At 73.1% G+C, this 13,093-nt stretch carries 8 protein-coding genes; all 8 read right to left on the reverse strand.

The genetic code is table 11. From position 1 onward, the window contains the following. Positions 1–82: 82 nt before the first annotated feature. Positions 83–4,498, reverse strand: coding sequence for a cellulose biosynthesis protein BcsC (locus MKP15_RS15150; protein ID WP_240213272.1), 4,416 nt, complete (start codon positions 4,496–4,498; stop codon positions 83–85). Then, positions 4,480–5,646: a cellulose synthase complex periplasmic endoglucanase BcsZ gene (bcsZ, locus tag MKP15_RS15155; RefSeq protein WP_240213273.1), complete on the reverse strand. Its 1,167-nt coding sequence runs from the start codon at positions 5,644–5,646 to the stop codon at positions 4,480–4,482. Before bcsZ ends, MKP15_RS15150 begins: the two co-directional genes overlap by 19 nt. A 2-nt stretch (positions 5,647–5,648) precedes the next feature. Continuing rightward, positions 5,649–7,967, reverse strand: a complete 2,319-nt coding sequence (gene bcsB / locus MKP15_RS15160) for a cellulose biosynthesis cyclic di-GMP-binding regulatory protein BcsB (protein WP_240213274.1) — start codon at positions 7,965–7,967, stop codon at positions 5,649–5,651. Then, positions 7,964–10,114: a UDP-forming cellulose synthase catalytic subunit gene (gene bcsA / locus MKP15_RS15165; protein WP_240213275.1), complete on the reverse strand. Its 2,151-nt coding sequence runs from the start codon at positions 10,112–10,114 to the stop codon at positions 7,964–7,966. Before bcsA ends, bcsB begins: the two co-directional genes overlap by 4 nt. A gap of 88 nt (positions 10,115–10,202) precedes the next feature. Further along, positions 10,203–10,451 carry a hypothetical protein gene (locus MKP15_RS15170; protein ID WP_240213276.1) on the reverse strand — a complete coding sequence of 83 codons (249 nt, stop codon included), beginning with the start codon at positions 10,449–10,451 and terminating at the stop codon, positions 10,203–10,205. An 82-nt stretch (positions 10,452–10,533) separates the two neighbouring features. Next, complete coding sequence (gene bcsD, locus MKP15_RS15175; RefSeq protein WP_240213289.1) at positions 10,534–10,914, reverse strand: cellulose biosynthesis protein BcsD; 381 nt, start codon at positions 10,912–10,914, stop codon at positions 10,534–10,536. Positions 10,915–11,261: 347 nt separating this feature from the next. Continuing rightward, positions 11,262–12,098 carry a glycosyltransferase family 2 protein gene (locus tag MKP15_RS15180; RefSeq protein ID WP_240213277.1) on the reverse strand — a complete coding sequence of 279 codons (837 nt, stop codon included), beginning with the start codon at positions 12,096–12,098 and terminating at the stop codon, positions 11,262–11,264. Then, on the reverse strand, positions 12,095–12,976 hold the full coding sequence (locus tag MKP15_RS15185) for a glycosyltransferase (RefSeq protein ID WP_240213278.1): 882 nt from the start codon (positions 12,974–12,976) through the stop codon (positions 12,095–12,097). The genes MKP15_RS15180 and MKP15_RS15185 overlap by 4 nt, the downstream gene beginning before the upstream one ends. Positions 12,977–13,093: the final 117 nt, after the last annotated feature.

Here is a 13,093-nt window from a genome sequence, read left to right on the forward strand (position 1 = left end):
CCGGCCCGGGGGCCGCCGCCGCCGCGGCCTCCCCTGCCCCGCGGGCCGCGGGCCCGGCCGGGGCCGGGCACGCGGGCAGCGGTCATTCGTCCGCGGCGTAGGGCGAGCGCAGCGGCTGCGGCTGCCGGCCCAGGCCCGCGCCCAGGCGGTCGAGCAGGAAGCGCAGGTACACGTTGGTGCCGAACTGGCGGTAGTCGCGGGCGTTGTTGAACTCCATGCGCCCGCCCAGGAACAGCTGGGTGGACAACTGCCATTCGGCTGCCGCGCTCAGGTTGTAGGACACCCCGGTCTTGGTCTGGCCGCTGTAGACCGGTTCGACATAGCGCGGGGTCAGGCCCAGCAGCGCGGCCAGCGACGCGGCGTCGTAGGCCGCCTGCTGCATCGCCGGGTCCAGCGGGAAATAGTCCGCCGGATCTTCCTTGAAGCTCTGCACGCCGACGCTGGCGTCGACCTGCCAGGCCAGCCGCTGCGCGGCGCTGCGCCCGTTCCAGTGCAGCGGCACACCCACGTCCACGTAGCGCTGCGGGCTGAAGTAGCCGCCATGGCCGTAGGTGAAGCCGCTGAGGTTGCGGTCGTACTGCATCGCGGTCAGGTTCAGGCCCGCGGTCAGCGACTGGTTCGCCGTTTCCAGTGCGTGCACGTAGACGCCGGCGCCCAGTTCCTGGCGGTCGTTGCCGGCCACGTGGGTGCCCTGCAGGCGGTGCCATGCCAGGCTGGCGTAGCCGCCGAGCAGGCCGTTGTCCACGGTCGCGGCCATGCGCGCGCCGGTCGCGGTCACGCCGCCCCATTGCAGGCCGTTGCGGGCGTCGCTGACGCCGGCGAAGGACAGCAGGCTGTCGGTCACCGCGCGCCGCGAGGCCTCGCCCGACCAGGTCAGGGTATCGCCGACGCGGCCGCGGTAGCCGACCCCGCCGACGATGCCGGTTTCGCCGAAGCCCAGCGGGGTGGTGCCGACATCGACGTGGAAGCCGCCCTGTTCGAAGCCCACCGACAGCCCGGCGCCACTGGCGTCCTGCGAACCCAGCCGGCGCGCGCCGGCGGCGTTGGCCACCATCGCATACAGCGTGTCCTGGAACGCCAGCGGCGTCTGCGCGGCGCTGCTGCCACCGGCCAGTGCCTTGAGCTGCGCCTGCTCGGCGGCACTGAGCCCGCGCAGCAGCGCGGTGCTGCCCAGCACCTGCCGGGCGATATCGGCGATCGGGGTGTTGCCGAGGTCGCGGCCCAGCATGTAGTCCGGCAGCGGATCGGCGTACAGCAGCTCCAGCGTGGCCTTGCGGCGTTCGGCCGCGGTGAGGGTGGCGTCGGTCTGGTTGAACAGCTCCTGGTAGCGGCCGCTGTCCAGCGCACGTTCGTAGATCAGGTTGCGGGTCGCGGTGGTGGCGCCGTTGGTCAGCAGCGCCTGGTACAGCGACGAACCGACCAGGTCGTCGACCGGGGCGCGGTCGGCGGCCAGGGCCCCGGACAACGCCAGCTGCGGGCCGGCGCCGAAGCGGCTGGCCGAGGCATAGCCGTCGTCGACCCGGCCGGCGTCCAGCACCGTCGGCGTCACCGCCACCTGCAGCTTGCCGTCGCCGACGCCGAAACGGGCCTGCAGCGGCACCTGCAGGTCGGCCAGCTGGCCCAGCCCGGCTTCGCCGTCGCGGTTGCGGTAGGCGGCGCCGGCGGCCAGCGCACTGCTGCTGTCGGCGCGCAGTTCGCGCAGTTCGTCGATCACCCCGCGGACCGGGGCCGGCGACATGCCGGCCGGCGCGGCCGGGCCCGCGCCACGACGCGGCGCCGGGATGGCCGCGGCGGGCACCGCGGGCATGGCGGACGTTGCCAGCACCGGGGCCGGCAGGCCGTCGGCGTCGACCTGCGCGGGCGGCAGCATGGCGGTGGCCGGCGGCGTGGCGGCAAGCGCGGCGACGCTGGCCGGCAGCGGCGCCGGATCGGCGCGCAGCGCGGCCGGCCGGGTGTTGCCGCGGGTGATCCCGGCGAAGGGATTGAAGGCGCCGCCGGCGCCGGCCAGCGCGGTGCTGGCGTGCGGATAACCGTTGTCCGGCTGCCCCGCGCCGCGCGCGGCGGCGGCGATGGCGGCCTTGAAGTAGCTCTCGGCGCGGCGGTTCTTGCCGGCCGCACGGTAGACCCGGCCGGCCGCGGCCAGCACCTCCGGCGATTGCGGCGCGCGTGCCAGCGCCTGTTCCAGGTAGTGCTCGGCGGTGCCGAGGTCGCGCATTGCCGCGGCACTGCCGGCCGCGGCCAGCATCGCATCGACGTCGCCCGGCGCCAGCTGCAGCAACTGCTGGTACAGCGCCAGCGCCTGGCCGTGGTCGTCGGCGGCGGCGTACAGGCGCGCCAGCGCGGCGATGGTCTGCGGATCCTGCGGCTGCTGCGCCAACACCGGCGCCAGCACGTCGTAGGCGCCCTCCAGGTTGCCGAGCTCGCGCAGCGCATCGACCTGGCGCAGCACGTAGCCGCTGCGCAGGGCCTGCAGGCGCCTGCGTTGCGCCGGGTCCAGGCTGGCATCGCCCAGCTGCCGCAGCAGGGCCGCCAGCTCGGCGTCCTGGCGCGCGCGCAGCAGCACCTCGCCGTACTGCAGGCGGTTGTCCACGTCCGGGTTGCCCTGCATCAGCCGCTGCGCCAGCGCCAGCGCGCGCTGCTGGCTGCCGATGTCGGCGTAGGCGCCGGCCAGGGCGGCGGCGATGCCGGGCTGGTCGATGCGTTCGCCCAGCGCCGACTCGGCGCGGGCCAGCAGCAGCTGCGCCTCGCCGACGCGGTTGCCCTGCATCAGGGTGCGCGCCTGCGCGGCCTGCAGCTGCACCCAGACGGTGTCGTGCAACGCGCGCATCTCGGCATCGCGCGCTGCCGCGGGGATGCGCTCGAGCAGCGCCCAGGCACCATTCCAGTCGTTGCGTTCGCGGGCGAACAACGCCTGCGCGAACAGCGACTGCGGCGCATCCGCGTCCTGCGCGCGCAGGCCGGCCATGATGCCGTCGGCCTGGTCCGGGCGGCCCAGGCGCTGGTAAAGACGCGCCAGTTCCAGCCGCAGCCAGGGATCGCGTGGCTGCTGCAGCACCGCGTCCTCCAGTTCGATCTGCGCCATTTCCAGGCTGCCCGAGGCGATCGCCTGCTGCGCGCGTGCGCGCGCCAGGGTGGCACGCAGCACCGCGGCACCGCCGGCACGTTCCTGCTGCTCGGGGGTGAGCCGCTCGAACACGGCGGCGGCTTCGTCGGCACGGCCCAGCCGGCCGAGCAGCGTGCCCAGCCCCTGCAGCGCGCCGGCGTTGCCGGCATCCAGTTCCAGTGCCTTGCGGTAGCTCGTCTCGGCCGCGGCGGCATCACCGGCGCCCAGCAGGTCGCCCAGCAGGACGTACCCGGTGGGTTCGGAAGGCTGCAGCGCGATGGCTTCGCGGACCTTCGCCGCCGCGTCGGTTCCCGGCTGCCGCCGCACTTCCTGCAGGGTCTGCCAGTAGCGCGCCGCGTTGGCCGCACCGCGCCATTTGCCATTGGCCGCGGCCGCCGGGCGCAACAGTTCGGCGGCTTCGCCGAACCGCTCCTGGCGCAGCCGCACCGAGCCCAGCCCGCCCATCGCCTCGGTGTTCTTCGGCTGCGCCCGCAGCACCTGCGCGAAGCGCGCCTCGGCGACGTCCAGGGTGCCGCCCTGCAGGGCGCGGAAGCCCTCGCCCAGCAGCCGCTGGTTCGGGTCCGGCGCGGGCTCGGCACGCACCGCCTGGTCGCGCAGCTGGGCCTGGCGCGCGGCGATCTCGCGGTCGTCCGGCTGCAGCTCCAGGAACGCCTGGAACAGCGGCGCGTCGGCCCGGGTGGCGTTGAGCCACAGCAGCGCCTGGCGCCAGGCGCTGCGTGCCGGCCCGGCGGTATCCGGGCGCTGGCTGAGCGTCCTGAGCTGGGCGATGCCCTCGCGCCGGCCCGGCTCGCGGTAGGTCAGCACCTGCGCCAGGGCCAGCGCGGCGGCAGCGTTGTCGGGCTCGGCGGCGACCCGCCGGCGCAGGCCGTCGCGCGCCCGCGTCCAGCCGTCCTGGGTGCCGGCCAGCACCTGGTAGTACTCCAGCGCGAGCGTGTCCGGCGGCCCACCGGCGCCGAAGGCCTCGTCATAGGCCTTGACCGCTTCGGCATAACGACCGGCCGCCGCCGCGCTGCGCGCGGCCTGCAGCGAACCGCCGGCGGCGCTGCCGCCGCCCGCCAGCGCCGCACGCAGCCGCGCGGTCTGCGCCGCCGACGGATGCCGCGACTGCAGTTGCTGCAGGCGCCGCTGTGCTTCCGCGCGACGCCCCTGGTTGAGGTCGATCAGGCCCAGCCCGAGCAGCGCGTCGGGCTGCGCCGGGTCGGCCGCCAGCAGCTTGCGCCAGGCATCGGCGGCCAGGTCCTCGCGGCCCTGGTCGAGCCAGTAGTTGCCCTGGTTGACCAGCTGCCGGGTGGAGGCGGCATTCTGGCTCCAGGCCGGCGCGGTCAGTACGCACAGGCCGAGCAGGTACAGCGGTTTCAGGTTTTTGCGGAACATGTCGTACTCCACGCGGGCAGCAGGCGCCCGTCGGCAGCGAAACGGAAACGGCGGTCCATCCAGCCGCGCCCGAACAACACCAGGGCGCGGTCGTAGTAGCCAAGGGCGTCGGCGGCGGGGCCTGGCGCGGGAATGCGGCTGGCCTGCGCATTCGCCATGGCGCTCTGGCCCAGCGCCGACAGGTACGGCAGCAGCGCGGCGCAGAAGCCGGCCGGCGCGGCGCCGTCGGCGGAACCGCTGCGGGTCTGGATCTTTTCGGCGAAGCCGCCGCGCGCGCGCAGCAGCCGGGCCGGGCCCGGCAGGGCGTCGAGCAGGCGCCGCCGCAGCGGTTCGCCGGGGTCGGTCATGCCGGCCCACAGGTAACAGCGGATGGCGTCGTAGCTGCCGACCGCGCCTTTGCCCGGATCGGTCACGAAGGCCTCGCCGTTCCAGGCGATCCAGTCCGGCGCGAAGCCGACCGGCGCTGCCGCGCGCAGCAGCGCCACGCTGCGCTCGGCCAGCCGCGCCCACGGGCCGCGCGGGTCGACCATCGCGAACCGGCGCAGCACGAACAGCGGCAGGTAGCTGGGATTGAGCAGCCAGCGGTCGCGCTGCACGAAGCCGCGGTTGCCGGGCAGCAGCATCGGCCCGAAGCCCGGCAGCTCGACCACCTCGGCCGTGCGCATCAGCGCCAGCACCTGGCGGCCGGCCTGGGCCAGCCCGGGGCGGTTCCACAGGCGCCCGGCCTCGAGCAGCGCATAGGCGATCCACAGCTCGCCATCGGACGCGGTATTGGCGTCGAGCACGCGCCACTGCCCGTCAGCGGCGCGCCCCCACAGCCACGCCGGCAGGTTGAGGTCCGGGCGTCCGCCGCACAGGTGGCGGCGGGTCCAGGCCAGGATGCGGTCGAACAGCACCGGGTTGTTGTCCACCAGCGCGAAGAACAGCGCATAGGACTGCGACTCGGAGGTGCTGCGCTGGTCCGGGTGGGAGAAATCGATGACCCGCCCGTCGTCCTGCAGGTGCCGCTGCACGAAGCCCTGCCAGTCGCGCCACGCCACGCCGCAGGCGGTCGCCGCCCGCAGCGGGCAGGCCGCGACCGCCGCGACCGCGGCGATCAGCCCGAGCAGGTCGCGCCGGGACAGCATGCGCGCGGCAGCCGGCGCCATGCTCAGCCCGCCACCTTCAGGCGCGCACGCGCATGGCGCCGCAGCAGCCAGGCGGCCAGCATCGCCAGCAGCAGGCACACCAGGCCCACGCCCAGCGCCATCCACAGCGGGTGATGGGCGAAGAACCAGCGCAGCGCCAGCAGCGGCGGCAGCTCGCCGACGTAGTAGGTCTGGTTGCCGGCCAGGCTGCGCACCTTGTCGCCCTGCAGCAGCACCACGCTGCCCTGGAACTGGCGCAGGCGCTCGGGATCGAACCAGGCCTCGAACAGGCGGTTGACGTGGGCCGGTTCGTCGGCCATCAGCGCCACCACGCTGCGGCCCTTGCGCAGCGGCGATTCGAAGCCCTGCAGCAGCACGTCGCCCGGTACCGGGCGCACGCCGACCTCGGCCACGGTCGGCAGGTCGGTACGCCGCGCATCGGGCGACAGGAACGCCGGCAGCTTGTCGAACAGCCAGTCGGACAGGCCGAAGCGGCGGACCTGCGCGGCGTCGCCGACCGGCATCGCCGCGGCCCAGCGCGCGAACAGCGGCTGGTTGCGGCGCGAACCGAGCACCAGCAGATCCTGGTCGGCGTGTTCGTCGACCTGGCGCGCCTGGATGACGCGCGTGCGCAGCGCCGGATAGCCGGTCGAGGCGCCCATGCGGCCGAGCAGCGCCAGCGCGTTGGCCACGTCGTCGCCGCTGGCGTTGTCCGGCATCACCAGCGCGCTGTCGGCCAGGTCGGCCATGCGCGTGAACGGGAAGCCGGCGTTGCCGAAGGCGGCCAGGTTGGGCATCGCCATGTAGTGCGCGAACCCGCTGAGGTCGATGGTGGACGCGTCGTCGATCGCGGCCGACACGTCCGGGAAGGTGTTCTTGCATTCCTCCGCGCGCGGGCGGTCGAAGAAGAAATGGAAGCGCAGCTGGCTGCTGGCCGACAACGGCCCGGTCGGCAGCAGCAGCGGCTGCCGGATCGGCATCGCGCCGCGCGCGCCCAGCTTCTGCCACATCTGCCGCGGTACCGAGGTCGCCAGCGGACGGCCGTTGAGCGGCAGGGTGGTGACGAAGGCGTCGTTGATGCTGATGTTGAGCACCGACTTGTCCGCGCCTTCGGGCAGGGTGTAGCGGTAGCGCAGGTCCACCGGGATACCGTCCTTGCGCCACACGAACAGGTCCGGCGGCAACTGCAGGCCGATGCGGATCAGGTCCGGGTTGTAACCGACCACGTTGAGCTCGCTGGTGCTACGGACCAGCTCGGAGAACCGCACCGGGCGGTCGCTGGGCACCCAGTTGGGCGCGTCGTAGGGCTTGCGCGGCGCGGCGTCCTTGACCTCGCGCAGGGTCGCGCTGGCGCCGGACAGCGGTGCGCCCAGCGCCAGCGCGGTGGCCGCCGCGCGCAGTTCGGCATCGTCGCGGCCCAGCACCAGCAGCAGCTTGCCGGCGGCATCGTTGGGGTTGCTGGCCACCGCCAGCGTCGGACCGGACACCTCGACCGGCGCCACCCCGGCCGGCAGGTTGCGCGGCGTCGCCACGACCACCGCATTGCCGCGCGCCGGCAGCACCCCGGTGGACACCGGGAACAGCGCGCCGCGGTAGCCGGCCAGCGCCCCGAACCACGACGACACGATGCCGGCGGCCTGCAGCTGGCCGTTGCCCGGCTGCCCGGCGAACACGAACGGCAGCTCCAGCCGGCGGGTGTCGCGCGCATCGAAGAACGGCACCGGCAGCAGCGCCAGGTCGTTGCTCAACGGCAGCGGCAGCCAGCCCAGTTCCAGGTAGCTGGCGCTGTCGATGTTGGCCCACAGGCTGCTGTGGTCCGGATCCTCGCACTCGCGCGTGTAGTGGCCGATCAGCTGCAGGTTGATGCGGTTGTAGCCGGTCACCAGGCGCGGATCGATGGCGACGTCGCGCTCGACCGGGCGCCCGGCCTCCTCGGCCGACACCGGCAGCGTCGCCACGGTGACGTCGTTGACGGTGACGCGCAGGTGCGACAGGTCCGGCAGCAGCGCCGGCGAATAGGTGTACTTCAGGCGCAGCGCGGCGTGGTCGACGACCTGGTCGGCGCGGATCGAGAACGGGATGCCGGCCGTGCCCTGCACGCCACGCAGCGTCACTTCATAGTCCAGCCCCAGCTGCTTGAGCGTGGCGCGGCTGCGCTGCAGCGGCAGCGCGCCCGGCACGGGCGCGGCGGCGGCGATCTCCGGCTGCAGGCCCGGCGGCGCGGGCGCGGCGGCGGGAGTCTGCGCATGGGTGGCGCCGGCCAGCAGGGCCAGGGTGAAGGCCAGCCAGGCGCCGCGCGTACGCACGGGGGAGGTCGGCGGAATGTGCAGGCAGTGCTTCATGCGGTTTCTCCGGGGGCGGGCCGGGCAGCGTCGTCGTGCCGCCCCCTCGTGATGACGAATCGGCCCAGGCGATGGAAGCCGCGCAGGCTGGCGCGGAGCACGTCGGACAGCGAGCGCAGGAAGGTGTCGCGCTCGTGCCGGCCCCACAGCGAGACCCAGATGTCGGCGCGGGCGAAGGTGGAAGCGACCAGCCAGCGTTCCTGCTCGATGCTCAGCGCGCCGAACTGCAGGCTCAGCCCCTGCGCGTCGCGGTCGTGGCGTACCAGGGCCGGCAGGCGCTGGCTGCGCTGGCGGTGGCGCAGTTCGATCTCCACCGGCGTATCGGGCTGCACCGGCTGCGGCTCGTCCAGGCGGATGGCCATGCCGCCGGTGGAGAAATCGACCGTGCTGCAGGCCAGCGCGCGCCCGTCGGGCAGGTGCAGCAGCGCCTTCATTTCCAGCGGCACGCGGTGTGCGCGGCGGATCTGGCGCTGCTCGCTGCAGGTGGCGATGACCGCGCCGAGCATGACCATGTTGTAGAAGGTCCAGCCCAGGTTGAGCCAGATGGTGTTGACCTCGCCGCTGCTGTCGGCCATCACCAGGCGGACGATGCCGGCGACCACCCCGGCCAGGTTGAGCAGCAGCAGGAACAGGTACGGGCGGGCGATCTGCGCGTCGAAATAGCTGGCGTGGACCAGGCCGCCCTTGGCGGTGACGTTGAACTTGCCCAGCCGCGGGTTGATCACCGCCATCAGCGTCGGCCGCAGGATGTACCAGGCCAGCGCGGTCTCGTAGACCTCGTTCCACAGCAGGTGGCGGTGCCCGCCCTGGATGCGCAGGTTGGTCAGGCTGGCCTGCGCCAGGTGCGGCAGCGCATAAGCGAAGATCATCAGCGCCGAGGCATGGATCACGTGCGCGCCGAAGAACAGGAACGCCAGCGGCGCGGTCAGGAAGATGATGCGCGGCAGCCCATAGAAGAAGTGCAGCATCGCGTTGGTGTAGCAGATGCGCTGCACCAGGCTCAGGCCGCGGCCGAGCATCGGGTTGTCGACGCGGAAGATCTGCGCCATGCCGCGCGCCCAGCGGGTGCGCTGGCCGACGTGCGCCGACAGGCTCTCGGTCGCCAGTCCGGCAGCCTGCGGCACCGGGATGTAGGCGCTGCGGTAGCCGGCGCGGTGCAGGCGGATGGCGGTGTGCGCGTCCTCGGTCACCGTCTCCACCGCCACCCCGCCCACCTCTTCCAGCGGCGCGCGCTTGATCACCGCGCACGAGCCGCAGAAGAAGGTCGCGTTCCAGGCGTCGTTGCCGTCCTGCAGCAGGCCGTAGAACAGCTCGCCCTCGTTGGGCACCTTGCCGAAGGTGCCCAGGTTGCGCTCGAATGGGTCGGCGGAGAAGAAGTAGTGCGGCGTCTGCACCACCGCCAGCCGCGCGTCGTGCAGGAACCAGCCCATCGACATCTGCAGGAACGAGCGCGTCGGCACGTGGTCGCAGTCGAAGATGGCGACGTACTCGCCGTCGGACTTCTTCAAGGCCGCATTGATGTTGCCGGCCTTGGCGTGGTTGTTGTTGGTGCGGGTGACGTAGTTCACCCCCACCTCTTCGCAGAACGCGCGGAATTCCTCGCGGCGGCCGTCGTCGAGCAGGTGGATCTTCAACTTGCCGGCCGGCCAGTCCATCACCGTCGCCGCCAGCACGGTGGTGCGCACCACCGACAGCGGTTCGTTGTAGGTGGGAATGAACACATCCACCGTCGGCCACAGCGACTGGTCCCCGGGCAGCGGCAGCGAACGCCGGTGCAGTGGCCAGGCCACCTGGAAGTAGCCCAGCACCAGCACCACGAACGCGTAGACCTCGGCCATCACCAGGCCGAAGCCCAGGGTCAGGTCGACCACGCTGCCCATGCCCATGGTCTCGGTCAGCCGCCACCACATGTAGCGGCTGGACATGACCAGCGACAGCCCCATCAGCAGCAGCGGCACGGTGCGGTTGCGGGCGCGCCGCAGGCACAGGCCGATGGCGAACACCGCCAGCGAGAACAGCAGCTGCTGGGTCACGTCCAGCGGCACGGTGACGACGAAGGCGATGAGCAGCACGCCCACCAGCACCAGCGCGGCCAAGCCAAGGCGAGTCAGGGCCTGCGAGCCCTCGGGCCTGATTGAAAGTCTCATTGATTTCCCCTGTGTGCCGCCCCTGCGGGCGGCCTTGCCGGTCGGAGCGCCTGTCACGGCGGTCCTGCGTGGCGTCGGTGCCCCACTCCTATTGCCCGCGCAAGCGGACCAGGGGGCTGTCGTCCGGAATCGTCCCGCCGGCGTCGGCCAGCCTGCGGAACAACTGCGACAGTGGCGTGTCCGCCGGCGTGGCGGGCGGCTCGGCCGCAGGCGCGGGTTGCGCGCCGGCCACGGTTTCCATGGCCGCCGGCGCAGCCGGCCGCGTCGTCGCGGCGGGCAGCGCGGCCTCGGGGAATTCCCGGTACTCCGGCCGTCCCTTGCCGTCACCCAGCTTCATGAACAGGCCCGCCACATCGTCATCGCACGGCGGCGCCGCCGCCGGTTGCCTGCTGCTCATGCCAAACGCATCCCATGCATCGTCAAAACACCCGCCCTACGCCAAAGATCGAAACGTCGCGGTTGCCGGTGGCCAGGTGGCGCACGTCGAGAACCGCCAGCATGCCGGCGCCACGCAGCCAGTGCCGGTAGGCGCCTTCCAGGAAGCCGTGGTGCCAGCGACCGCCCCCCAGCGCCGCCGCCAGCGGCGAGGCCGCATGTACGATGCGCAGCTGGTCGGGGCGCTCCTCGAACGCCGCCCACCCCCATTCGCAGTCCGCCCACACCGCGTTGACCGCGGCCTGCAGGGCCTCGACCGTCGCCACCGATGGCAGCGCATGGGCGTCGGCAAAGCGCTGCCCGATACGCGCCATCAGCCGCGCCGATTCCTCCTCCGGCAGCGCCTGGTCGAATTCGGCGGCCATCGCCCGCAGGAAGCCCCGCCATTGCCGGGCACAGGCACGTTCGCGATACCCATCGAGCAACTCCGTCGGGTTCACCCGGCCATTCCCCTGCGCATCCGCACCGCACCTACGCACCGCATCCCGCCTCCTGCGCCATCGGACATCACCCAATATTGTGAATTAGATCACAATTCAAGCCAACACCCAGCAAGCTTCCGCCGCCGCGGTCATACCGCCGCACCGGTTGCACTGCCGGAGATGCGCACAGCAAAGCACACGACCGTAAGAGAACCACGCCGGAATGACGGCGGCTTTGCAGGCGGCACGGGACAACAGGGGGAATGCCGGGCGCTGGCGCCGGCGGGCCGTCAGCGGCGCAGCAGCAGCCGCGGCACCTGCGCGGCCGCATGCGCCCAGATCGCGCACCACACCGCGGCGCGCACCGGCAGGCCGCGGCGCGGCGCCTCGAACTTGCGGAAATAGCGCCACAGCCCGCGGTGCTTGTGCCACTCGACGAAGAACGGCCGCGCGCGGCTGGAGACGCCGCGCACGTGCAGCACCGCCAGTTCGTTGGCGATGGCCACCGTCGCACCGGCCTGGCGCGCGCGCCGGCACAGGTCCAGGTCTTCGGCATGCAGCCGGTAGCCGGCGTCCCAGCCGCCGATGCGCTCGAACAGCGCGCGCGGCATCAACAGCAGCGCGCCGGACAGCGCCGGCACCACCTGCAGCGGTTGCGCCGGGTCGGCGGCCAGCGCCAGCCGCGCGCCGGCCGCGGGGTTGCGCAGCATCGCGGCGAAGTCGGGATCGCGGCGCCGCACCGCCGCGTCCGCACGGCCCTGCTCGTCCACCTGTTCCACCCCGAGCAGGCAGTCGCCCAGCGGCAGGCCCAGCGCGTGCAGCCGCGCCAGCGTGTCGGCCTCGACCATCAGGTCGGGATTGACGAACGCCAGCCACGGCGCGTCGCTGTCGCGCGCGCCCTGGTTGCAGGCGGTGGCGAAGCCGGGGTTGTCGGGGTTGGCGATGAAGCGCACGCGCGGATCGGCCAGCGCATGGCGCTGGACGATGCCGAGCGAACCGTCGTCCGAGGCGTTGTCCACCACCCGGATCTGCGCCACGCCATGCGCGGCGCGCAGCCGCGCCAGGCATTCGTCCAGCGTCGCCGCGCTCTGGTAACTGACGACCACCACCGCGATCGCTGCGCTCACGACGCCGCCTCCGACCCCGGGCCGTCGCCGTCGCCGTCGCCGTCACCGTCGCCGAACAGGTCCGGCTGCCGCGCTGGGAGCGCCGCCTGCTCGCACAACTGCAGCAGGTGCTGGCGATGGCCATGCAGCGGATCGTCCATCAGGAAGCCGGCCAGGCGCGCGGTCCAGGCCGGCCAGCGGTTGCCCAGCACTTCCATGTCGCCGTCGGCGGGGCGGCCCTCGTCGCGGCGGCCGACGAAGGCGTTGTCACACAGCACGTTGCGCCAGCCCAGCCCGCTCATGCGCAGGCTCAGGTCCACCAGCGCCGCGTACCAGGAGGCGCAGCTCTGCGTATCCAGGCCACCGGCGCGGCGCCGCGCGCTGCCGCGTATGAGCACCGCATGGGTAACCGCCGAGGGCAGTTCCGGGTGCAGCAGCGGCATCGACGCGCAGGCGCGCGCCAGCCGCGCCGGATCGGCCGGCAGCGCATTGCGTTCGCCGGCGCGCGGCCAGGCCACGGTCTCGCCGGCATTGCTCCAGGGCGTGGCGGTGGCGATGGAGGCATCGCGCGCCAGACAGTCGGACAACTGCTGCAGCCAGCCCGGCAGCGGTACGGCGTCGGGCGCCAGCACCGCCACGTCGGCATCGCCGCAGGCCTGCAGCATCTGTTCCAGGTGCGCCGATTCACCGATCGAACGCGGGCGCCGGGTGTACTCCGCCTGCAACCGGGTACGCGCCAGCCACGGTTCGATCACCGCCTGCACCCGCGGCCCCCCCTGCGCGTCGTCGGCCAACCAGACCGGGGTACCGGCCGGTGTCGCCGCTTCCAGCGCCGCCAGGCAGGCGTCGAGCGCCACGTCGTCCACGCCCACCGGCAACAGGATCACCGGCAAGGGCACGCGGCGTCCCCGGTGCGGCGTGGCGTGGATGGTGCGGTAGTGGTCACGACCGGCGGTCCCCTGAGGCTGACGCCGCGAACTCTAGCAGTCGCCCGTGGCGACGCGTACCCGCTGCCC

The organism is Stenotrophomonas sp. Y6, assembly GCF_022436665.1.
GTDB lineage: Bacteria > Pseudomonadota > Gammaproteobacteria > Xanthomonadales > Xanthomonadaceae > Stenotrophomonas > Stenotrophomonas acidaminiphila_A.

Excerpts from the sequence above, each read along its gene's own strand:
- MKP15_RS15150 (WP_240213272.1), bottom strand. The coding sequence starts at position 4,498 with ATGTTCCGCAAAAACCTGAAACCGCTGTACCTGCTCGGCCTGTGCGTA.
- bcsZ (WP_240213273.1), bottom strand. The coding sequence starts at position 5,646 with ATGGCGCCGGCTGCCGCGCGCATGCTGTCCCGGCGCGACCTGCTCGGG.
- bcsB (WP_240213274.1), bottom strand. The coding sequence starts at position 7,967 with ATGAAGCACTGCCTGCACATTCCGCCGACCTCCCCCGTGCGTACGCGC.
- bcsA (WP_240213275.1), bottom strand. The coding sequence starts at position 10,114 with ATGAGACTTTCAATCAGGCCCGAGGGCTCGCAGGCCCTGACTCGCCTT.
- MKP15_RS15170 (WP_240213276.1), bottom strand. The coding sequence starts at position 10,451 with ATGAAGCTGGGTGACGGCAAGGGACGGCCGGAGTACCGGGAATTCCCC.
- bcsD (WP_240213289.1), bottom strand. The coding sequence starts at position 10,914 with ATGGCCGCCGAATTCGACCAGGCGCTGCCGGAGGAGGAATCGGCGCGG.